At 57.9% G+C, this 22,767-nt stretch carries 21 protein-coding genes; 9 read left to right on the forward strand and 12 right to left on the reverse strand.

Annotation, left to right across the window (positions count from 1 at the left end):
- The first annotated feature begins 47 nt into the window (after nt 1-47).
- Complete coding sequence (locus KO088_RS05575) at nt 48-686, forward strand: OmpH/Skp family outer membrane protein (protein WP_215493921.1); 639 nt, start codon at nt 48-50, stop codon at nt 684-686.
- Between the two features lie 391 nt (nt 687-1,077).
- Here KO088_RS05575 and KO088_RS05580 read toward each other — a convergent pair whose 3' ends face one another.
- The 9 genes from KO088_RS05580 to KO088_RS05620 all read right to left on the reverse strand — a co-directional run bounded on the left by KO088_RS05580 (nt 1,078) and on the right by KO088_RS05620 (nt 10,527).
- Complete coding sequence (locus KO088_RS05580) at nt 1,078-1,677, reverse strand: DUF3109 family protein (RefSeq protein WP_215493922.1); 600 nt, start codon at nt 1,675-1,677, stop codon at nt 1,078-1,080.
- A 16-nt stretch (nt 1,678-1,693) separates the two neighbouring features.
- Nucleotides 1,694-2,962 (reverse strand): phospho-N-acetylmuramoyl-pentapeptide-transferase, encoded by a 1,269-nt coding sequence (gene mraY / locus KO088_RS05585; RefSeq protein WP_215493923.1) that lies wholly within the window; start codon nt 2,960-2,962, stop codon nt 1,694-1,696.
- Nucleotides 2,963-2,983: 21 nt separating this feature from the next.
- A complete protein-coding gene (locus KO088_RS05590) occupies nt 2,984-4,453 on the reverse strand; it encodes a UDP-N-acetylmuramoyl-L-alanyl-D-glutamate--2,6-diaminopimelate ligase (protein ID WP_215493924.1) in 1,470 nt (489 codons plus the stop codon).
- 61 nt (nt 4,454-4,514) lie between these two features.
- The gene (locus KO088_RS05595; protein ID WP_215493925.1) at nt 4,515-6,872 is read right to left on the reverse strand and encodes a penicillin-binding protein; all 2,358 of its coding nucleotides are present in this window, start codon (nt 6,870-6,872) and stop codon (nt 4,515-4,517) included.
- Nucleotides 6,873-6,911: 39 nt separating this feature from the next.
- Nucleotides 6,912-7,355 (reverse strand): FtsL-like putative cell division protein, encoded by a 444-nt coding sequence (locus tag KO088_RS05600; RefSeq protein WP_044115226.1) that lies wholly within the window; start codon nt 7,353-7,355, stop codon nt 6,912-6,914.
- A 27-nt stretch (nt 7,356-7,382) separates the two neighbouring features.
- A complete protein-coding gene (rsmH, locus tag KO088_RS05605; protein ID WP_215493926.1) occupies nt 7,383-8,300 on the reverse strand; it encodes a 16S rRNA (cytosine(1402)-N(4))-methyltransferase RsmH in 918 nt (305 codons plus the stop codon).
- A gap of 195 nt (nt 8,301-8,495) precedes the next feature.
- Nucleotides 8,496-9,026 (reverse strand): hypothetical protein, encoded by a 531-nt coding sequence (locus KO088_RS05610; RefSeq protein WP_215493927.1) that lies wholly within the window; start codon nt 9,024-9,026, stop codon nt 8,496-8,498.
- Between the two features lie 233 nt (nt 9,027-9,259).
- Nucleotides 9,260-9,790 carry a hypothetical protein gene (locus KO088_RS05615; protein ID WP_215493928.1) on the reverse strand — a complete coding sequence of 177 codons (531 nt, stop codon included), beginning with the start codon at nt 9,788-9,790 and terminating at the stop codon, nt 9,260-9,262.
- A gap of 206 nt (nt 9,791-9,996) precedes the next feature.
- Entirely contained in the window at nt 9,997-10,527 is a 531-nt protein-coding gene (locus KO088_RS05620; RefSeq protein WP_215493929.1) for a hypothetical protein, read from the reverse strand.
- A 622-nt stretch (nt 10,528-11,149) separates the two neighbouring features.
- On the opposite strand from KO088_RS05620, the gene KO088_RS05625 reads away from it, so the two are divergent.
- A complete protein-coding gene (locus tag KO088_RS05625) occupies nt 11,150-11,743 on the forward strand; it encodes a 7-carboxy-7-deazaguanine synthase QueE (protein ID WP_188808166.1) in 594 nt (197 codons plus the stop codon).
- Entirely contained in the window at nt 11,698-13,686 is a 1,989-nt protein-coding gene (locus KO088_RS05630) for an OmpA family protein (RefSeq protein WP_215493930.1), read from the forward strand. The genes KO088_RS05625 and KO088_RS05630 overlap by 46 nt, the downstream gene beginning before the upstream one ends.
- A gap of 98 nt (nt 13,687-13,784) precedes the next feature.
- Here the strand turns inward: KO088_RS05630 and KO088_RS05635 are convergent, their stop codons facing one another.
- Nucleotides 13,785-14,081 (reverse strand): glutaredoxin-related protein, encoded by a 297-nt coding sequence (locus tag KO088_RS05635; protein ID WP_215493931.1) that lies wholly within the window; start codon nt 14,079-14,081, stop codon nt 13,785-13,787.
- 71 nt (nt 14,082-14,152) lie between these two features.
- Nucleotides 14,153-14,539, reverse strand: a complete 387-nt coding sequence (locus tag KO088_RS05640; RefSeq protein WP_215493932.1) for a rhodanese-like domain-containing protein — start codon at nt 14,537-14,539, stop codon at nt 14,153-14,155.
- 127 nt (nt 14,540-14,666) lie between these two features.
- Here KO088_RS05640 and KO088_RS05645 point away from each other — a divergent pair, with 127 nt between their 5' ends.
- Genes KO088_RS05645 through KO088_RS05670 form a run of 6 tightly spaced genes read left to right on the forward strand, consistent with a single transcriptional unit; the run spans nt 14,667 to nt 21,327 of the window.
- Nucleotides 14,667-17,252, forward strand: a complete 2,586-nt coding sequence (locus tag KO088_RS05645; RefSeq protein WP_215493933.1) for an FtsK/SpoIIIE family DNA translocase — start codon at nt 14,667-14,669, stop codon at nt 17,250-17,252.
- A gap of 53 nt (nt 17,253-17,305) precedes the next feature.
- Entirely contained in the window at nt 17,306-17,965 is a 660-nt protein-coding gene (gene lolA1 / locus KO088_RS05650) for an outer membrane lipoprotein periplasmic chaperone LolA1 (RefSeq protein WP_251419835.1), read from the forward strand.
- A 30-nt stretch (nt 17,966-17,995) separates the two neighbouring features.
- Nucleotides 17,996-18,742, forward strand: a complete 747-nt coding sequence (locus KO088_RS05655; protein ID WP_009432196.1) for an MlaE family ABC transporter permease — start codon at nt 17,996-17,998, stop codon at nt 18,740-18,742.
- A 13-nt stretch (nt 18,743-18,755) separates the two neighbouring features.
- Nucleotides 18,756-19,487 carry an ABC transporter ATP-binding protein gene (locus KO088_RS05660; protein WP_009432193.1) on the forward strand — a complete coding sequence of 244 codons (732 nt, stop codon included), beginning with the start codon at nt 18,756-18,758 and terminating at the stop codon, nt 19,485-19,487.
- 27 nt (nt 19,488-19,514) lie between these two features.
- Entirely contained in the window at nt 19,515-20,183 is a 669-nt protein-coding gene (locus KO088_RS05665; RefSeq protein ID WP_215493935.1) for a PASTA domain-containing protein, read from the forward strand.
- Nucleotides 20,170-21,327 (forward strand): RluA family pseudouridine synthase, encoded by a 1,158-nt coding sequence (locus tag KO088_RS05670; RefSeq protein ID WP_251419836.1) that lies wholly within the window; start codon nt 20,170-20,172, stop codon nt 21,325-21,327. Before KO088_RS05665 ends, KO088_RS05670 begins: the two co-directional genes overlap by 14 nt.
- Before the next feature lie 520 nt (nt 21,328-21,847).
- Here the strand turns inward: KO088_RS05670 and KO088_RS05675 are convergent.
- Nucleotides 21,848-22,561 carry an HdeD family acid-resistance protein gene (locus tag KO088_RS05675; RefSeq protein WP_232223739.1) on the reverse strand — a complete coding sequence of 238 codons (714 nt, stop codon included), beginning with the start codon at nt 22,559-22,561 and terminating at the stop codon, nt 21,848-21,850.
- Between the last annotated feature and the right edge of the window lie 206 nt (nt 22,562-22,767).

The following is a 22,767-nucleotide window of genomic DNA, read 5'->3' on the forward strand; positions in this document are numbered from 1 at the left end:
GCCCCCACTATCCACCCCGCATATCCATTACAAAGCATAATCTACCTATGACAAAGAAAGGTTTCGTAAGCCTCGGCACACTCGCCATCGCACTCACCAGCTCCCTCTGCCTCTCCTCCTGTGGAGGGAACAAGGCCGAGCAGAAGTCTACCCCCACCACTCCCGTTGAAGTACAAGCTACTGGCCTGCCCATTGCTCTTGTGAATATGGACAGTGTCACCTCACAGTATAAGTTCGCACAGGAAATCAAGGAAGCTCTCGAGAAGGATGCTGCCGCTCACCAGACCCGTCTTCAGGGCAAGAGCGCTGCCATCCAGAAGGCTGCAGCCGACTTCGAGCGCCGTATGCGCATCAACGCTTTCGTCTCTGCAGAAGCCCAGCAGGCTGAGCAGCAGAAGCTCATCCGCATGCAGCAGGAAGGCCAGGCTCTCAGCGCTGAGCTCTCCGAAAAGCTCGCTCTCAAGCAGCAGTCCCTCCTCGAGGATATGATGAAGTCGATCCGCGAGCAGCTCAAGGACTACAACAAGGATGGCCGCTACAAGCTCATCCTCACCAAGGTCGGCGACAACATCCTCTACGCTGAAGGCGCGCTCGACATCACCGAGGACTTCATCAAGTACCTCAACGAGCACTACAACGCTGGCGAAGGCGTCCAGGCTAAGGCGGACTCTACCGCTAAGAAGTAGTATCACCCCGACGGGCTTCATCGCCCCAAGGTACACCGCATAAAGGGGGAGCAGCATCACGCTGCTCCCCCTTATTATTTGGATCTACACCCCCACCCTATATAGGATGGCGGTCTATTCCTATATAGATTGATGAGCTGACCTATATTGGTCGCGATGTGAAGCTATATAGGTCACGACGCGAACCTATATAGATCGGAGCAGTGACCTATATAGGTTCATAGCCCCCCTCCACAAGAAGGAGAGACCAGCTACCAGAGAAGGAGCTATCCAGACCTTGTAGAAGCCGCCTGCACACGCCCCCCCAAAACAAAGACATCGCCCCGTGATTCAGGACTTGAATCACGGGGCGATGCGTATGAGTCTGTATGGGGAGGTGCGAGGGAGAAGCTTAGTTCTGGCTCGCTTTCGCCTCTTCGCGCTCGGCCTTCAAGAGGGCTGCGACCTCCTCCAGCTGCGTGTAGAACTCTTCGCCAAAGGCGCGGACGAGCGGTGCACGCAGGAACTGATAGACGGGTACCTGGAGCTTGCGCCCGAGCTTGAGCGCGCACTTGCAGATCGACCACTTATGGTAGTTCACCGCCGTGAAGGTGGGGTACTTCGTCAGGCGCACGGGATAGAGCTGACAGCTGATGGGCTTGATGAAGTCCGTCTTCCCTTCGCCATAGACCTTCTCGAGGGCGCAGGCACAGCGTCCCTGCTCGTCGTAGGTGGTGAAGACGCAGTCACGCCCATTCACGATAGAGGTCACCTCGTCGCCATCTTCATCGAGGTAGCTGACGCCCTGCTCCTCGATGATCTTGAGGGCCGCAGGAGAGAGGAGGTGACGCACATGGGGCAGGCACTGGCGGAGCTGCTCCGCTTCGCCCTCCTCCAGCGGCGCACCGCTATCGCCTTCGACACAGCACTCCCCCTTGCAGGTGTCGTAGTCGCAGACGAAGAGTACGTCGAAGAGGTCTTGACTGACGATCTTATCTTCTATTTGGATCACTCGGCAGGCCCTCCTATTATCGGATCTTCAGCGTGACGATGGTCACCACAGCCAGCAGAATGCCGATGAGCCAGAAGCGCATCGTCAGCTTGGCCTCAGGGATCTTAGCGATAGGACGCTTCAGGATACTATCCGTAGCCGCTCCGCCAGGGAGCTGGAAGTGGTGATGCAGGGGCGCCATCTTGAAGACACGCACGCCCTTGCCCGTACGCATACGGGTGTACTTGAAGTAGAAGCGCTGGATGAAGGAAGAGGTAAATTCGGCGATGAAGATACCGCAGAGGATGGGCAGCAGAAGCTCCTTGCGGATGAGGATAGCGAAGACACCGATGATACCACCGAGTGCCAGACTACCCGTGTCGCCCATGAAGACCTGTGCGGGATAGGAGTTGTACCAGAGGAAGCCTGCCGTCGCCCCGACGAGCGTAGCGGCGAAGATAACCAGCTCTTCGGCCCCTGGGATAAACATCGTATTCAGGTAGCCCGCCATATCGTGGTGTGAGGAGACGTAGGCAAAGACCCCCAGCACCACCCCGACAATAGCCGACGAACCCGAGGCCAAGCCATCGACGCCGTCGGTGAGGTTCACACCATTGGAGAGGAGCATGACGACGACGACCGTCATCATGATGAAGATGGTCACCCCGACGATCTTCTTCACCCCTGGATCAGAAATGGGGAGGATCTCAGAGTAATCGAGGTTATTGGCCTTGAGGAAGGGGATAGAGGTCTCGAGGCTCTTGGTATCGGTGGTCTCGAAGCGAATCTCACGCACACCGCCCTCACGGACGATCTCGCTATTGCGCTTGATGACGACCGAGGGGCTGAGGTAGAGCGTCACACCGACGATGAGGCCGAGGACGACCTGCCCGATGATCTTGTAGTGCTCCTTCAGGCCGTTCTTATCCTTCTTGAATACCTTGATATAGTCATCAGCAAAGCCCAGAAGCCCCATCAAGAGCGTCGTGATGATCATCAGGATGACGTAGATATTGTCCAGTCGCGCAAAGAGGAGCGTAGGCACCAGGATCGCCATGATGATGATGACACCACCCATCGTGGGGGTGCCCTTCTTCGTCTGTTCGCCTTCGAGACCGAGGTCACGCACCAGCTCGCCGATCTGCTTACGACGGAGGAAGTCAATGACCTTGCTCCCCCAGATCGTGCTGATCAGGAGCGCCACGATGAGCGCTAAGCCCACACGGAAGGAGACGTAGGTGAAGAGACGTGAGAAAGGTAAGGCAATACCCTGACGGGTCAAGTACTCAAAAAGGTGATAAATCATAATCGTGTGTAGAGTGAAATACTAAGCTTCGTGAGCGAACTGCTCGAGGATGATCTCGCGGTCATCGAAGTGATGACGCACACCTGCGATCTCCTGATAAGTCTCGTGGCCCTTGCCTGCGACGAGGATCAGGTCGCCTGCAGAGGCCAGCATCGTAGCCGTGCGAATAGCCTCGGCGCGGTCGGTAATAGAGAGCGTGCGGCTCAGCTCTTCGGGGCTCAGGCCAGCACGCATCTCCTCGATGATCGCTACGGGATCTTCGCTGCGGGGATTGTCGGAGGTGAGGATGAGGCGGTCAGCACGGACTGCAGCCTCGTGCGCCATGATCGGGCGCTTACCGCGGTCACGGTCGCCACCACAGCCGACGACACAGATGATCTTCGAGCCCTTTGAGCGAAGACTCGAGAGCGTCTCCAGCACATTGATGAGGGCATCGGGCGTATGCGCATAGTCGACGACAGCGATATAGCCACGCTTCTCGGAGATGAAGCTCTGGAAGCGTCCGTCGACAGCGGTGAGCTCGCTCAGGCGGCGCAGGGCCTCTTCCTTCGACATACCGAGGAGGGTCGCTGCCGCATATACGGCGAGGAGATTGTAGACATTGAATTCGCCGACGAGTCGCACCAGCACCTCGATACCAGCGATACGCAGCTGTGTGCCGTAGGGATAGAGCTCGAGGATCTCAGCGCGGTAGTCAGCAGCGGCACGCAGGGCGTAGCTGTACTTATGCGCCCGGGTATTCTGCAGCATCACGGCGCCATTCTTGTCATCGACATTCGTCAGCGCAAAGGCATCCTTGCCGAGCCCATCGAAGAAGCTCTTCTTAGCACGGAGATACTCCTGCACCGTGCCGTGATAGTCGAGGTGGTCGCGCGTGAGGTTCGTGAAGATACCGCCACGGAAGTGCACCCCAGCGGCACGATGCTGCGCCATAGCGTGGGAGCTGACCTCCATAAACACGTGCGTACAGCCCGCTGCCTGCATACGCGAGAGGAGTGCCTGCAGCTCGGGTGCCGAGGGCGTCGTGTGCGTAGCGGGGACGGCTTCGTCCTCGATGTAGTTGCACACCGTGCTCAAGAGGCCACAGCGATAGCCTGCCGCGCGGAAGAGGCGGAAGAGGAGCGTGGCGATAGTCGTCTTGCCATTCGTCCCCGTGACACCGACGACTTGCATCGCTTGAGAGGGGTGGCCGTGGAGTGCCGAGCTGGTGAGCCCGAGCACCTCAGCCGTAGAGCTGACGACGATATAAGCGACGTCCGCGCGCTGCTCCTCGGGGAGCGTCTCGACGAGGACGGCACGTGCCCCTGCTTCGATCGCCGCGGGGACGAAGCGATGCCCATCAGCATGGACACCGCGTAGGGCGACGAAGAGCGTCCCAGGCTTCACGGCGCGGGAGTCTTCGGTGATATGGGTGATCTCACAGCCTGCGATGAGTGCGGGGTCGGAGGGTGAGGTATAGGCAATGCCTTGGAGAAGGGTGCTCAGTGTCATTGGATATATAGAATTGATATACGTCGATGAGGGGAAAGGGAGACTGGAGGAGCCGTGCGCCTTAGGAGGCGAAGCCCAGCTCCAGGACAACCTCGGTGCCGGCTGCGGCTGGCGAGCCTGCCGGTATGGACTGCCCGACGACGTTGCCTGCACCACGCAGGCGAGGGTTGTAGCCCATCTTACGCAGGAGGTAGACGGCATCCATCGCACTCATACCGACGACGGCAGGCACACGACCATTCGTTGCTGGCAGGGAGCGGGCATGTAGCGTCGTATCGACGGCGATGAAGAGCCCAGCATCCTTCGGCATACGAGGCGTGGGCATACCGAGCTGCGCCATCACTGCGAGGAGTGCCGAGGCACGGCCTGCGGCGATCTCATTCGTATATGCCTTGGGAGAGGATGAGCGACGGAGCGAATCCAGAGGGATCGGATCCTCGAGTGCCAAGAGGCTCTCGGCGATCTTGCGGATGATAGGAGCTGCCATCACGCCCCCACCAGCGCTGAACTGGCTCGAGGGTCTGCGGATGACCGCGATACAGGAGTACTTAGGCGCCTCGGAGGGGAAGTACGCGCAGAAGGATACCTGGTGGCGTACGTGCCCCGTGGAGTCGCGGTAGCCACCACGACCCGAGGCGAGCTGTGCCGTACCACTCTTCCCGCTGATAGCGACGAAGGGCGAGCGCGCCTTCTTCCCCGTACCCTCGGTGACGACACGGCGAAGCATCTCTTGGATCGCCGTCAGCGTCTCGGGCTTACAGATCTGCTCACGCACGACCGTCGGCTCGAAGGTCTTGATGACCTGATCCTGTCTGCGGATCTCGGAGACGAAGTAAGGGCGCATATAGCGACCACCATTAGCGATCGCATTGAAGAAGGCCAGCGTATAGATAGGAGGCACCTGCGTCTCATAGCCGTAGGACATCCATCCGAGGGTGGTATTATACCAGCGGTCGGGGTTGTCGGAGCGCTTGCGGATGCGGGCCTTCTCGTAGCCATCGATCTCAAGCTTGAGGTCTTCGCCGAAGCCGAGGTTACGGATCTTCTGCACATAGTCATCGGGGCGCGACTCATAGGCACGGGTGATGATCTTCGCCACACCGACATTACTGGACTTGATGATGGTCTGCGCTACGGAGAGACGCCCATAGCCACCGTGGTGGGCATTGTGGTCACGTATGACCTTACCGCCGTACTTCCAGAGGCCGTTGCCTACGTCGATGGTATCATTGGGATGGACGACCCCGTCATCGAGGGCGACCATCATCGAGGCGACCTTGAAGGTAGAGCCAGGCTCACTCATATCCGACACGGCCATATTCACCGTCTCGTGGTAGACGCCAGGTGCGGTGCGCTGGAGGTTGGAGATCGAGACGACCTTACCCGTCTTGACCTCCATCAGGACGACGGTACCGCTCTCGGCCTCGAGGTAGGAGAGCTGCTCGCGGAGGTTGCTCTCCACGATGCTCTGGATATTCATATCGAGGGTCGTGTAGACGCTTGCCCCATCGACGGGGGGCTTGCTGATGGTCTGCTCGTAGCGACCCATATTATAGAAGGAGAGCTTCTCACCGAGCTCCCCACGGAGGAGATCGTTGTAGCGAAGCTCGAGCCCGAAGCGTGCCTTCGTCAGCCCGCCATCGGTACGGTCGTAGATATGCCCGATGGTGCGGTAAGCCAGCGAACCGAAGGGATAGACACGACGGCTCTCATTCTCCGTATAGATAAGCTTGCTGAAGAGGCGCTTCTTATACCTATTGGGGCCCGTCTTATGGATGACGAAGGGCTCTGCCTGCTCGAAGGCGCGGTACTGGACGTAGGGTACGTCGGCAGGATAGACCGCGCAGTGGCGGGACTTGGTGTCGAAGCCTTGCTTCCAGCGTGCCTTGAGCTTGGCCTTAGTGAGCTTGCGTGCTGAGAGGTCGAAGGTATTGGCCATCAGCTCGGCCAGCGAGTCCAGGCCGGCCTCATACTCGGCGCGGAGCTTGAGGATCTGCTCGCGCTTGGCCTGCTGCTTGCTATCGCCATCCTTCGGAGGGAGGGGCTGACGCAGCGGCTCGAGGGCTTCGTGTCCGAAGTCAAAGAAGAGGCGATAGACGGGGGAGGTGACGGCGACAGGGCGCCCATCACGGGCGTAGATCGAGCCACGCATAGGCTCGACAGCGCTGTAGCGTGGGGGGTTGACCTTAGAGGCCATCTCCGCATAGCGCTTGCCGTCGGGACTGAGGATGAAGAAGACAATGCGGAGCATCACGAGGACCATCGCCAGCGAGATAAAAGCCACGACCCAGGGATAGCGGTCGTGGGTGAGGCGGTGCCACTCGACACCACGCTGGGACTTGAAGAAGAGTCCACGGGCGAGGGCCTTAGCCGCCGCGACGAAGGCCTTGAGCTTAGCGGTGATTGTACGCAGGTTCATTGACGAATCTCAGTCGTAGGAAGGGGGATATACGTGGGGTTAGTGAGGCTTGGGCGTAGGATACTGGCCCGAGTCGACAAGGAGATAAGGGGGCTGGGTAGCGGGTACGAGCTGGAGCTGGTACTGGTCGACCTTGGTCGTGATGTTGTTGATACGCTCATACTCGATGAGTGCCGCCGAGGTGAAGAGGGCCTTGTAGCGGATATCCTCCAGCTTCTTCTCCAGCGAAGTGATCTCACGCAAGCTACCCTGATAGATATAGGGCCATGCGATCATCACCCCCACGAGGAAGAGACAGTAGGCGATGAAGCGAATATTCTTCCGAAGGCCGGGCAAGCCCCACAGGTCATTCTCGATCCACTCAATGAGGCCGCGCTCGCGATCCTCTTCGCCCTCATGGGCATCGGTATAGTGGGGCTCATGGGGGGTATCCGCTTCGTAGTGGCGGCTCTCGTCGGAGGGGATATATTCGTCTGGAGTCATCGGTAAGGGTAGAGGTATTGGGAGGGATCAGAGAAGCTCGGCGATACGCAGCTTAGCACTGCGGGCACGAGGATTGCGGGCGATCTCCTCGGCAGAAGGCGTGATGGGCTTGCGCGTCACCAGACGCCAAGCCGAAGCCGAAGAGCCGTAGATACGGGCATCAGCCGAGTCATCGCCCTGACGGAGGAAGTTCTTGACGATGCGGTCCTCGAGGGAATGGTAGGTCATCACCACGAGGCGGCCACCGGGACGCAGGACGCGCTTCGTGGCTTCGAGGAGCTCTTCGAGAGCCGTCAGCTCGCCATTGACCTCGATACGCAGAGCCTGGAAGATACAGGAGAGCTGCTTCTTCTCTTGGTCGGGACGCACCAAGGGGCGGACGACGGCGATGAGATCCCCGACGGTCTGCAGAGGTGCCGTTGCTCGGGCCTGCACGATACGCTGGGCGACCTTGCGGCTCTGCTTCAGCTCACCATAGCGGTAGAGGGTATCGGCAAGAGCGGCTTCGTCATACTCGTTCAGGAGGTCACGCGCTGAGCGGCCTGCGCGGTTATTCATGCGCATATCCAGCAGCGGGGTCTCGTCACGGAAGCTAAAGCCACGCTCCATATCATCGAAGTGATGGGAGGAGACACCGAGGTCTGCCAAGAGCGCATCCACCTGCCCCAGCTCTTCATAGTAGTCCATGAAGCGCTCGAGATGGCGGAAGTTCGAGGCGACGAACGTGAAGCGCTCGGTCTCCTCGGCTCGCGCCGCAGCATCAGGATCTTGGTCGAAGGAGTAGAGATGCCCGCCGTCGGAGAGGCGGTCGAGTATAGCACGTGAGTGCCCCCCACCACCGAAGGTGACGTCGACATAATGGCCTGTGGGCTGGAGGTTCATCCCCTCGAGGCACTCCTCGAGCATGACGGGGACGTGATAGTCTACTGCTTGTACGATACTCATTGGGCTATAATGTCTTGCAAAGGTACTCAATATAGAGCAGAATCTTCATGATTTTTTCACGCCCTCCACTCTTATTTACAGCACGGGCATCGGGAGGGATAGCAACACTTCTCCTAAGCGTAGCACGGCCACCACCCCAGCGGGAGCTGGAGCGGTGGCCGTGCTATATCGTGCGATGTGGCGGGGAGGAGCGAACTACTTCGTACCCGTAGCCGTAATCTTCAGATCGAGTCCCTGGTCTGCGATTGCCTTGAGGACGAAGGCCCCTTCACCCTGAGTCAGGAGGTCTGAAGGCATCTGCTTGAAGAGGGTATTCGGGATGGAGATCTCCATATGGAGCAGGTTACCTTCGCGGACGACATTCCCAAAGGGAAGGTTATGAGCAGAGAGTTTACCATCCTTCAGCGCAAGCGTCAACTTCGTATTAACACATAAAGCTCCAGTGGTAAGCACAGCCGTCTTGCCTTTGATATAGACAAACCTGGGCTCAAAAACCAGATTAGTAAAGAGAGCACTCTTGAAGATGTGGTCTGCTACCTTATACTCCTTGCCCTCGATGGTGATGGTCTCGGGGGAAATCGTCGGCTCACCAAGATCCCACAAACCCTCCAGATACTTAATAGCGACACTCGACTTAGGTCCATTGGGGTCGTCCTTAGAGCACGAAGCCGCGCCGAGGACGAGACTACCGAAGAAAAGGGCTACTGCCCACTGCTTGATATTCATACGACTTATACATTAGATAGGTTAAAATTATGCGTTCCTAAAGAGCGGATAAGGCAAGCATCCCGCACGCGCTCGGGGTGTGAGCGAATATACCGATAGCCCGACGAGGATATCCCTCAGGCTATAGCACTCCGTAAAGGTATCAAATAATCACACACGGCCACCACCCCAGCGGGAGCGGGAGCTGGAGCGGTGGCCGCGCTATATCGTGCGATGTGGCGGGGAGGAGCGAACTACTTCGTACCCATAGCCGTGATCTTCAGATCCTGTCCCTGGTCTGCGATTGCCTTGAGGACGAAGGCACCTTCACCCTGAGTCAGGAGGTCTGAAGGCATCTGCTTGAAGAGAGTATTCGGGATGGAGATCTCCATATTGAGCTGATTACCTTCGCGGACGACATTCCCAAAAGGAAGGTTATGAGCAGAGAGTTTACCATCCTTCAGCGCAAGCGTCAACTTCGTATTAACACATAAAGCTCCAGTGGTCAGCACAGCCGTCTTGCCTTTGATATAGACAAACCTGGGCTCAAAAACCAGATTAGTAAAGAGAGCACTCTTGAAGATGTGGTCTGCTACCTTATACTCCTTGCCCTCGATGGTGATGGTCTCGGGGGAGATCGTCGGCTTACCAAGATCCCACGAACCCTCCAGATACTTAATAGCGACACTCGACTTAGGTCCATTGGGGTCGTCCTTAGAGCACGAGACCGCACCGAGGACAAGACTACCAAAGAGAAGGGCTACTGCCCACTGCTTGACATTCATACGACTTATACATTAGATAGGTTAAAATCATGTATTCCCGAAGAGCGAATATGGCAAGTCCCCTACTCGCACTCAGGACAGAGCGAAGGTATGAAATGGCAGTGACTATACCAAGCACGCTCCTCCTAAGCGCACGACGGCCACCACCCCAGCGGGAGCTGGAGCGGTGGCCGTGCGACGTAGTTAGATGTGGCGGGAGAAGCGGACTACTTCGTACCCGTAGCCTTGATCTTCAGATCCAGATTCTGATCAGCAATCGCCTTGAGGATAATACCAGCTTCGCTGTTAGCAAAGTGGCTCGGGGGCATCTGATCCAGAAGGTTATTAGCGACAGCAATCTCCAGCTTGAGCTGGTTGCCTTCGCGCACGACACTACCGAAGGGGAAGGTATGGAAGGAGAGCTTGCCCTCCTTCACCGTGACGTCGAAGGTCTTCTCTACGCCTTCAACGACAGAGATGAGGGTAGCCTTTTCACCTTCGATCTTGACCTTAGAGGGAGCTACGCTCAGCCCATTGAAGATGGGAGCCTTGAAGATATGGTCAGCGACCTTGTACTCCGTGCCACCCACGGTGACGGTCTCGGGGGAGAACGTTACCCCGCTGAGGGTCCACGTACCTGCGAGATCCTCGATAGCGATGCTCGTCTCAGGCTTCTTAGGTTCGTCCTTAGCGCACGAAGCCGTACCGAGGACGATAGCACCGAGGAGAAGGGCTGCTGCCCACTGCTTGATATACATACTGCTTTGTTAGTTATTGGTTAGAGAATATACTCCCGTAGGGCAGGCGAGGCAAGCGCCCCGCGCGCTCCAGGGAGGGAGCAAAAGTACGAAATGACGAGGAGCTTATGTCACAGGACACTCCTCTGGGGCGAGCTACTCACCGAGTCATCTCTTCTCAAGGAGCTAAACGCTAATGATATACCCTGCTATATGTAGAGAAGCAGAATACCTAATAGTGGGGATGGGGTCAAATACCCGAAAAAGCACTCCTGCTCTTCTACCCCGTACAAGGCTACTTCTTCGGAGAGAAAAGCTGGGAGCAGTAGTGGAGTGACTTCCGATGAGCGCGAGTAAAAGGTGCGGACGAATGGTAGATAAGTTCCGTCTACGTACGTGGATCTAATGACTACGTGCGTAGTCGTTTGGATTTACGTACGTAGTCTTTAAGACCACGTGCGTGGACAGAGGAAAGGCACTACGGGAGGGGGCTTTTTCCCGCACGGAAATAGCACTTTTTCCTCCGATGGATAAGGAAAATCTCCGTGCAAAGCGAGGGCCATTAAGTGGAATCCCTCGCCTCGTCTCGGGGGAGCTACGCGAGTCGTCGTATCTTTGCACCCAGATTATCCCCACGACATTCATGCTGATCAACGAAATATTTTACAGCCTGCAGGGCGAAGGTGTGCACATGGGCAAGGCCTCGATCTTCATCCGCCTGAGCCGATGCAATCTCCGCTGCAGCTTCTGCGACACGGAGTTTGACTCGGGCACCGAGATGACCATCGAGGAGCTTCGCGACGCCATCGCCCCCTACCCTGGACGCCGTATCATCTGGACGGGTGGCGAGCCCACACTCCAGCTCACCGAGGAGACGGTGGCTTACTTCAAGGCCCTCGGCTACCACCAGTCCATCGAGACCAACGGCACGCGACGCCCACCCGCTGGGCTGGACTACATCACCTGCAGCCCGAAGAAAGAGGCGATGCAGCTCCTGCACCGCAACTTCCCCGACGGCGTGGGCGAATTCCGCTTCCCCGTGGGAAGCCCTGCTGACCTACCGCCAGCGGTGAGCGAACTGCCCCCCGCTGGCGCCTACCTCCTAAGCCCGATCTTCGTCGGCGAGACGCAGAGTGAGGCGGACAAGGCGGCCATCGAGCTCTGTGTCTCCTACATCCTCGAGCATCCCGAATGGCAACTCAGCCTACAGATGCACAAGCTTATCCACATCCCTTAGCACAGCTCTGCGCCATGCTTCGGCCATCTCGTCGCCTCCTTCGCCTCCTCCCCTTAGCCCTCCTCCTCGCCCTCAGCTCTTGTGCTGGGAGCCTCCTCTCACAGGCTCGGGAAGCTGAGCGCGTGGGAGCCCACTACGAGGCTGAGCGACTCTATAAGGAGCTCTATAAGAGCACCCCGACGAAAGAGCGACAGCACCGTGCGCTCTACAGCCTACGTGCTGCCGAGGCGGCCTGCCGAGGCAGGCGCTATGCCACAGCAAGGGCTCTACTGCAGCGTGCTCAGCACCTGCATCTCCCCGACAGCCTACTGCAAAAAAGCAAGCTATACACGACCTTATCCACAGAAGCGCTCCAAGCAGAAGATAGCTCTCCACAAGGGCTGTATGAGGTGGAGCGCTTCGACCGTCTCCGCTCTACACGGAGTGAGTTCGGGGTAAGCTTCACCCCCGACGGGCGAACGCTCCTCTTCGGGAGCCACCGTCCGACAGCCCTCTCCAAGAACATATCCCCCGTGACGGGTGAGCCTCTCGGGCGTCTCTACCGCCTCGGCCAGCAGGCCGATGGCACGTGGCTCAGCGCCCCCGACAGCCTCCAGGGCCTTGCCGAAGCGACGGCAGAGCTTGGCACACCGAGCCTAAGCCCCAACGGCCGACGGCTCTATTACACCTACGCTCCCCAGCGCCAAGGGGAGCACAACACGCCTCAGATCTGGGTCGCCACCCCCGACGAACGTGGGCGCTGGCAGCCCAGCGGCCCCCTTCGGCTCTTCGCCGATAGCACACGCCTCACAGCGCACCCCGCAGTCAGTCCCTCGGGTGCACGCCTCTTCTTCGTCAGCGAAGCACCCGACAAAGCCCGCCAAGACAAGGAGCTCTACTACGTCGATCTCTATGGCGATGCCCTCGGTGCACCCGTACACATCACGGGAGTGAGTAGCACAGCCGACGAACTCTTCCCCTACGCCACGAACGACAGCACGCTTTACTTCGCCTCTGACCGTGCGGGGGGCTTCGGTGGGCTGGATATCTACCAAGCGACCCTTCACAGCGATGGGCGCACCACCCTCCTTCACCTCCCCTCCCCGATCAATAGCGAGGCTGACGAACTGACCTTCGCTCCCACCCCAGCGCCACAGGCTTGGCCGAGTGCGGAGCCCCTGGCCGAGGCGGGGCTTTTCGCCTCCTCACGCGATGATGCGCGTGGCCTGCCGCATCTGTATGAGTTCCGTCGCCGTCAGATGACCACGACGATCACCGGCTACGTCCTCGATCGCGAGGAGGAGCCCATCCGTGGAGCGACGGTGCGCATCGTCGGGCGACGACCCGACGGGATAGAGCGGCTCATCACGACCGATAGCAAGGGGGCCTTCCGCCTCACGGTAGCGCCCGACACGGAGTACATCCTACTGGCGAGCAGCAGGGACTACCTCAATCAGTTCGTCCGCCTGCGCACCGATCCCCAGCAGGCGCTGAGCGAAGAGTACACGGTAGAGTTCTTCCTCTCCTCCCGCGTGCGCCCCGAGGCCCTGCGTGAGGTGTACTACGCCTTCGACCGTGCCGACCTACTCCCCGAGAGCACGCCCGCTCTGGAGACCCTCTACCAGATGCTCACCGACAACCCCGAGGTGAAGATCCGCCTCACCGCCCACACCGACCGACGAGGTACAGCAAGCTACAATGCCCGCCTCTCCCAGCAGCGAGCTGAGTCCGTCGTCCGCTATCTCATCGGCCGAGGCATCGCCCCCGAGCGGCTGGAGGCTATGGGACGCGGGGGCGATGAGCCCTACACCGTCACAAAGCGCACCGCAGCCGTGCACCCCTTCCTCGCCGTGGGTACGGTGCTCACCCCCGACTTCATCGCCAGCCTCACGAAGCCCGAAGAGCAGGCCATATGCGACCAGCTGAACCGCCGCACCGCCTTCGAGGTGCGTGCCACGCCTTAGCCCTCCACACGACACAAAAGCGCCACGGGGCCGCCTTCTCCAGCGTGAGAAGGCGGCCCCGTGGCGTAAATGGGGACTATAAAGGCGGAGCTATGCGCTTAGCAGCCCGAGCCGTCGATATTGCAAGCAGCACCCTCGGCAGGACGTGAGCGCAGGCCTGCGTCTTCGGGGGAAAGCGTCACACGCCCATCCTCGAGCACGAAGCAGGGGATACCAGCCGCACCGCGTGCCTTGGCAGCAGCGAAAGCGGGGTCGTTGTCACGGAGCTTGAGGAACGCCTTGAGCTGGCGGATATCGAGTCCGAAGTCAATCACTTCGTAGCGGGCATCGCCCTGGACCTGGTCCCAGACATACGTGCAGTCGGGGCAGGATTCCATTCCATAGATCTTGATCATTGTCTTATTATCGGGTCATTAGGCACCACGAGAGGGTGCAGTGATGAATTAGAGAGAAGGAGGAGAAGGGCTTACTTGACTACGGGGCGACCCTCGGCCGTCCAACGCATGTAGCCGCCCGCCATGTCGCGCACACGGAAGCCCTCGGCCTGCATGTAGGACGCAGCCGCGTTGCTACGCTTCCCGCTACGGCAGTAGACATAGTAGGTGCGCTTCTTATCGAAGTGCTTGATACCCTCGATGAAGGCAGGCTGATCGAGCCAGTCGAGGAGCTGGGCACCCTCGAGGTGCCCTTCAGCAAATTCGCCAGGTCGACGCACGTCGAGGATGAAGGCCGTACTATCGGTACGAGCCGTCTCGATGAAGACCTCGGGAGTGAGTACGGGGACGTCTCCGTCGGGAGTGCCGAGGGCGCAGCTACTGAGCGCAGAGGCAATGAGTGTCATCAGATAGTTCATATTAATAGGGTGTGATATGTAGGGCGAGGAGGACGCCCTACAGCTATATAACAAGCAATGTGGGCAAATGGCTCGCTTTCGCTAACTTTGTAGGCTACAAAGAGTAGCGACAAAGCGATAAGACATCATGGCTAAGACTTCAGGTAAGACATCAAGTAATCCACGTGGCCGCCGCCCTGCAGCAGGGGGAGCGAAGAGGAATGCACCCTCTCCGCTTACCACGCTACTCGGTGGCCTGAAGGATCTGATGAAGGTGAACTTCGACAACCGTCGCATCCCCACCCTTATTGGGCTGGCGCTGGCGGCGTGCTCCCTCTTCGCCTGCTTAGCACTCATCACCTTCCTCTTCTCTGGGGGGAGTGACCAGAGCCTCATCTATGCCGCTCGAGATGGCGAGGCTGCGGCCGAGCTGGGGCGCGAAGCCAAGAACATCTTAGGCCTGCCTGGGGCACGTCTTGCAGACTACCTCTTCAACCAGCTCTTCGGCTGGGGGATTGTCTTCGCGCTCTCCTACGTCGTCTACCTCTTTGCCCACCTCATCTGGCGCCCCCGTATCGCGCCCTACCGCTACATCACAAGCTTCCTCATCAATGGCTTCCTCCTGCTCTGGGTCTCCGTAGCAGCAGCGGGCCTGCAGTCGCTCTTCCCCTCGGATAGCTTCCTGCGCTGGGGTGGTCTGCGCGGTGAGGAGATCTTTACCTATATATATAGAGGCATCGGCATCGCTGGCCTCCTCGGCGTGCTGGCCTTCACCCTACTCATCTTCGCTGTGACGTGCAGTAGTCGCGTGCTCAGCGCCATACAGAATCCCAAGGTGCCGAAGGTACCCCACGTCTCCGTCCCACGCCCTGAGATGGGTGGCTTCTTCTCGCACCTCTTCTCTCGCAAGAAGAGGGACGAAGAGCCTCAGAGCGAAGAGGAGGGGGAGAGCTACAGCCAAGACGAAGATACTTGGCGTGACGAGCCTCCGAAGCCCACCGATGACGAGGAGATGGACGTGCAGGAGGAAGACCCCACGCCTTACGTAGTGCATACGCCTCCGACGGCTACGACTTCGCACACCGCAGAAGCAGCCCCCAGTGCGACATCTTTCAGCCGCACGACGACCAGCGAGCCTTCGGACGTCCCTGAGATGATCGTCGAGGAAGCACCGAAGGACGATCTCGTCGAGGACGGTGACCGCACCGCTCCCGAGCCCTTGGCTCCTGGCATCCAGCTCGCCCTCTACCGCAAGCCCACCATCGACCTCCTGCGCGACTACGAACAGGGCGGCACGGGCATCGATATGGAGGAGATCGAGTACAACAAGCAGAAGATCATCGACACGCTCGCCAGCTTCAAGATGAACGTCACGCCCTGCAAGGCTACCGTTGGCCCCACCGTGACGCTCTACGAAGTCATCCCCGAATCGGGTATCAAGGTCTCCCGCATCAAGACGATGGAGGACGACATCGCTATGAGCCTTAAGAGCGAGGGCGTACGTATCATCGCCCCCATGCCAGGCCTTGGCACGATCGGTATCGAGGTACCGAACTCCACCCCACAGACCGTATCTATGCGCTCCATCCTCGCCTCACGCAAGTACCGTGAGCAGCAGGAGAAGATGGAGCTCCCCATCGGTATCGGCAAGACGATCACGAACGAGCCCTTCATCTTTGACCTAACTAAGATGCCCCACCTGCTCATCGCAGGGGCTACAGGTCAGGGGAAGAGCGTCGGGCTGAATGCCCTCATCACCTCGCTCCTCTACAGCAAGCGCCCCGAGGAGCTGAAGTTCGTCATGGTCGACCCCAAGATGCTTGAGTTCTCTATCTACGAGGAGATCGAGCGTCACTTCCTCGCTAAGCTCCCCGATGCCGAGCGTGCGATCATCACCGACATGACGAAGGTCGTGGCGACGCTGAACTCCCTCTGTATCGAGATGGACAACCGCTACCGCCTCCTGCAGACTGCTGGGCGCGCCGTGCGCAACATCCGTGAGTACAACGAACAGGTCCGCTCCGGTGCCCTCAAGCGCATTGACGGACACGAGATCCTCCCCTACATCGTGCTCATCGTCGACGAGTTCGCCGACCTGATGATGACCGTAGGCAAGGAGGTCGAGCAGCCCATCGCCCGCCTGGCGCAGAAGGCACGTGCCGCAGGGATCCACATGGTCATCGCGACACAGCGCCCCTCGACGGACGTCATCACGGGTCTTATCAAGGCGAACTTCCCCGCACGTATCGCCTTCAAGGTCTTCTCTATGGTCGACTCCCGCACCGTCCTCGACTCTCCAGGGGCGAACCAGCTCATCGGCCGAGGCGACATGCTCTTCTATCAGGGCAAGGATATGATCCGCGTGCAGTGCGCCTTCATGGATACGCCCGAGACAGAGGCTATCGTTGAATATATAGCGCAGCAGGAGAGCACCGGCTCCGCCTACGAACTCCCCGAATACATCCCCGAAGGGGAGGAGAATGGCGCCAAGGGCTTCAACCCCAACGAGAAGGACAGCCTCTTCGACGAGGTCGCCCGCATGGTCGTACAGACACAGGTGGGCTCGACGTCGAATATCCAGCGTAAGTTCAACATCGGCTACAACCGCGCTGGCCGTCTCATGGACCAGCTCGAGGGCGCCGGCATCGTCGGCGTACAGGAGGGCAGTAAGCCCCGCGAGGTCTACATCAAGGACCAAGCGACCCTCGAGCAACTGCTGCAGAAGCTAAGCTAAGCCCAAGGGGAATGGGCCGTTTTATCATTACTTTATAACTTTGAGCTATGATTATGCGACGTATCATCATGACGCTGAGTGCCGCTGCCCTGCTCTGCATGGGAGCCATAGCACAGCGCAAGGCTACCCCCGCAGCCCCCACTTCTTCCGTCACTCCACAGAGCCTACTTGAGCGTGCTGAGGCCAGCCTCTACCGCACAGGTGCTACCGTGGTAGACTTCTCCACGCAGCTCCAGGACAAGGCTGGACGCAGCGCTGGATCGACGACGGGTAAGATGCACCTCCAGGGTGATGCCTTCCGCCTCGAGTACGGGACGATCACGGCGGTCTACACCGCAGGGACGCTCACCTACTACGATAGCGCCGAGCATACCCTCACCATATCCAAGCCCTCGCAGGACGAGCTCCTGCAGATCAACCCGCTCTACTTCCTTCGCTCCCGCGCTCAGGGCTTCACCAGCCAGCTCGAGGGGAAGGTAGGTGCTACTGCTGTCGTGGCCTTCACCCCACAGCAGAAGAGCAATATCTCCCGTGTCGTGACGACCTTCCAGACGAGCAATGGGATCCCTACGCAGCTGGTCTTCACGGCTAAGGACAAGAGCGTCTTGACCGCCCGTGTCGCGAAGGTCAGCCCTCGCACAGCCTATGCCGCGAGCTTCTTCACCCTCTCGGCGAAGAGCTACCCAGGCTGCGAAGTCGTTGACCTCCGCTAAGTAAGCCCACGCCCTCCAAGTAGATACTCAATGGAATTTAAGACCCTCGCCGAGGTAGGCGAGTATACGCAGCTCATGGGACGCGTCTTCACGCTGCCTATGCGCTGGCGGATGTTCTTCCGCTCCGTCATCCGAGAGATGTACAGCCTCGGGGTCGGCTCTCTCTGGATCGTCTTCATCATCTCGCTCTTCATCGGTGCGGTGATCACGATCCAGCTGTCGATCAATATGACCAACCCCCTTATCCCACGCTTCACCATCGGCTACTCCACGCGTGAGATCATGATCCTCGAGTTCTCCTCGACGGTCATGTGCCTCATCTTGTCGGGTAAGGTCGGCTCGAGTGTCGCCTCAGAGCTCGGTACCATGCGCGTCACCGAGCAGATCGACGCGATGGAAATTATGGGGGTCAACTCTGCGAACTTCCTTATCCTACCCAAGATCGTAGGCTTCATGGCCTTCATCCCCGTGCTCTCGGTCTTCTCTATGGTCACGGGGATCGTCGGGGGATATATCGCCTGTGACCTGGCGCTCTCGATGACGCACAAGGACTTCGTCTACGGGCTCCAGCTCTTCTTCACGCCCTCCTACGTCGGCTACTCGATCATCAAGTCGGTAGTCTACGCCTTCATCATCTCCTCGGTAGCCTCCTACTACGGCTACTGCGTGAAGGGCGGGGCACTGCAGGTAGGCGCATCAAGTACGCGCGCCGTCGTCAATAGCAGCGTCCTCATCCTCTTCTGGGACCTCCTGCTCACCAATATCCTCCTCACCTAAGCCCTTCCGCACTATGATACAAGTCAAGTCGCTCGCTAAGCGCTTCGAGGACAAGGAGGTCATCAAGGGTATCGACGCCACCTTCGAGACGGGGAAGACGAACCTCGTCATCGGCCGAAGCGGTGCTGGTAAGTCCGTCTTCGTGAAGTGTATGATCGGCCTCATCCGCCCCGACCAGGGCGAAGTCCTCTATGACGGCCGTGACCTCATCAAGATGACCAAGCCCGAGCTACTGCGTCTGCGTCGTGAGATGGGGATGCTCTTCCAGGGCTCAGCCCTCTTCGACAGTATGACGGTCGTGGAGAATGTCCTCTTCCCTATGGAGATGTTCTCCTCAGACAGCTATGACAAATCCTACCGCCGTGCGATGGAGCTACTGGAGCGTGTCGGTCTGGCCGAAGCTGCGAAGAAGTATCCCGCTGAGATTAGTGGTGGGATGATGAAGCGTACCGCCATCGCCCGCGCTCTGGCACTCAATCCGAAATACCTCTTCTGCGACGAGCCAAACTCCGGTCTGGACCCCAAGACCTCTACGGTCATTGACCAGCTCATCTACGAGCTCACGCAAGAGTACAATATCACGACCATCGTCAATACGCACGACATGAACTCCGTACGTGCTATCGGCGATAAGATCATATACATCCACAACGGACTAAAGGAATGGGAGGGAAGTAGTGCCCTACTCTCCTCGCCAGATGTGCCCGAGGGCGTCCTTCAGTTCATCAACGCAGGCCGCGTATAGCCTGCCCACTTCCCTTCTGACCAGCATATGTCTCTCCTCAAGAAAGATTCGCTCCTGACGCACGTCCTACTCGCTGTAGGCGCCTCCGTCCTACTCGTCGTCCTGCTCATCTACGGCCTCGACATCTACACCCGCCACGGGGATACGGTCAAGGTACCCGACCTGCGTGGTAAGACGCTCGCCGAGATGCAGCGCATCCTCGATGATGCAGGGCTGAAGTACGAGATCAACGACTCGACGTTCTCCCGCACCGCTATCCCTGGCACCGTCCGCGAGGTCATCCCCGCACCTGGTAGCGAGGTCAAGCTCGGCCGCATCCTCTTCATCGCTATCAATGGCTTCCACCAGCGTCGCCAGACGATCCCTAACTACAAGGATCAGTCGGCCCGTCAGATCCTTGCCCTACTGAAAGGGCTGGGCTTTGAGTCCGTCGACCAGCGTGTCGTGCCTGGTGGCTACGTCGGCTCTGTCGTGGGCCTGCAGACGGCTGATGGCAAGGTCGTAGAGGCCGGTACGCAGCTGCCTATCGATACGAAGCTCGTCCTCCTCGTAGCAGGTCAGGTCATCGATACGCTGGGTCTCGATCGCTATATCGAGGGGTATAGCAGCAGCCAAGGTGACAGCACCGTCCTACGCACGGCACCAGCCACACCCGAGAAGAAGGATGACGGAGGCATCAGCAATGACTGGTGGTAATCCACTGACTGACGAGGAGCTACTCCTCGATAGCGAAGCCTGGGAAGGCGACGAAGATCTCTTCCTCCCCGATGGCACCGCCGAGGTCGAGCGCCTCGATGCCGCTGCCGTCTCCTATCTCCAGCATGCCGATAGCTCACCGCTCTATGAGCACTTCCGTGTCGTAGCTGACAAGGGGCAGGCGCCTATGCGCATCGACAAGTATCTGGCTACACGCATGACGGGTAGCAGTCGTAGTCGCATCCAGCAGGCGCTTGACGGAGGGTATGTCTTCGTCGGCGACAAGCCCGTCAAGAGCAACTACCGCATCAAGCCCCTCGACGTCGTCACCCTCCAGCTACGCCGTCCCAAGCATGAGCTCGAGATCATCCCCGAGCCCATACCGCTGGATGTCGTCTACGAAGATGAGGTGCTAATGGTGGTCAACAAGCCTGCGGGGCTCGTCGTCCATCCAGGGCACGGTAACTATACCGGCACGCTGGTCAATGCGCTCGCATACTACCTGCAGGATGATCCCCTCTATGATCCCGCCGACCCCAACGTCGGTCTCGTCCATCGCATCGACAAGGACACGAGTGGCCTGCTGGTCATCGCCAAGCGTCCCGAAGCGAAGGCACACTTAGCTCGTCAGTTCTTCAACAAGACCACCCGCCGTACCTACCGCGCCCTTGTCTGGGGAAGACTGAAGGAAGCCGAAGGCACGATCATCGGCAACATCGGCCGTGACGAGCGTGACCGCCTGCAGATGGCAGTCTATCCCGAGGGCTCTCCCAAGGGTAAGCACGCCGTCACCCACTACACGCTCCTCGAAGAGCTGGCCTACGTCAGCTGGGTCGAATGCCGACTCGAGACGGGACGCACGCACCAGATCCGTGCCCACATGTGCCACATCGGGCACCCGCTCTTCGCTGATGCACGCTATGGTGGCGACAAGATCCTTTGGGGTAACCAGTTCTCCCGCTACAAGCAGTTCGTCCAAAACTGCCTCACGCTCTGCCCCCGTCAGGCACTCCACGCTAAGACGCTGGGCTTCGTTCATCCCATGACGGGCGAAGAGATGCTCTTCGACAGCGAGCTTCCCAGCGACCTTGAGCAACTCTTAGAGCGCTGGCGCACCTACGCAGCGCAGGTCGACAACGAATAAGCATAGGGGAAGGCCTCCCCGACATAAGTCCCATACCAATAGGGCGGCACGCATATATGATGCGTGCCGCCCTATTCTATTTTAGGAGGAGTGAAGAAGCGATCTCGTGAGCGGGGTGATACCGACCTATATTGAGAGTGCTAAGGCATCACACGCCCAGCTCCCCGATATGCCTCTCCGCAGCGATACGCAAGCCCTTCGCCTTATCGCGAGTATTCCTCTTACCCAGCGGAGGGGAAAGCATCATTTTCGTGAAGAAAAAAGCGCCATCCCGTAGTGGTTTTTCCGCATCTATGCACGTAGTCTTAAAGACCAGGCACGTAAATCCAAATATCCACGTACGTAGATATTAGAGCCACGTACGTAGCTCAAAGTGGACGTAGGCGCGTCAACTATAAAATCATAATACCTCCAAAGAGTATTTAATTCTTTGGAGGTATTTTCTGCAAAAAAGCACTATAGCTCTGTAATCATAGGTATAACTATAGACTTGTGCCTGTGGTATTTTACTAATTTGCTATTATTTCGTAGCTTCTTTCACTTCTTTTTCGAGGTCTTCTATGCGGTTCTTTAAATCATCTGATAACTTTTGAGCAGAACCTTTTAACTTTTTCAGATTGAACGAAAGTATTACAGATGAAATACCTGTGGAGATAAATGCTAAACCTGTGAATACTACTAATGAGATACCTGTAAAGATAGGATTAGCAATCAAAATGAACGAGAGGATAATACTCAATACGCTCACTATGGCTAAGTTCCCCCAATTCAGTACGCCTGCTTCTTTTTCTTCGAAGGCAAAACCAAGTAGCTCAAACGAACGGAATAGCAACGTAAAACCTACTACCAATGGTAATATAAACATTGATAGGGCAGGATACATAAGTAAAAAGATACCCATTATCAATGAAATAAGTCCGCTTACCAAATACCAGCCCCAACCATTAAGATTTTTAGTATTCTGTAGGGCAAAGAAGGTTTCAATTATCCCCGATACTAAGAACGAAAGACTAAAGAGTATTGAAAGGGTAAGATAAGAATCTTGTGGTGATATAATTACCCCTATACCACAAAGAATGAACAAAATCCCTAATATAAGGGGAATGTACCAGTGTTTTACTGATCTTCTGATGGATTTGAAAAAATGCAACATAACTTTATCATTTGATGAATAACGACGCAAAGATAAGGATATTTTATTGATTAGCAAAATGAGACCATTGCGCAAGCCCATCTCCTTACAGCTTCCACCTTCTTGCCTCGAGAATTGGGATCTTTAGGCTGAGAAGTGGGATACCTGCACCTCCCCCTTGCCCCTTCCCGGGAGGATCATCCTCCCGAGAGGGGGCTTTTCTGGGCTATTTGGTGCTCTGGAGCACAAGAAGCCTAGGCATACGCTTCAGATTGTATGCCATAGCCTCCAAGATATTCTGTGTATGC

Source organism: Porphyromonas bobii, assembly GCF_943169685.1.
GTDB classification, from domain to species: Bacteria; Bacteroidota; Bacteroidia; order Bacteroidales; family Porphyromonadaceae; genus Porphyromonas; species Porphyromonas pasteri.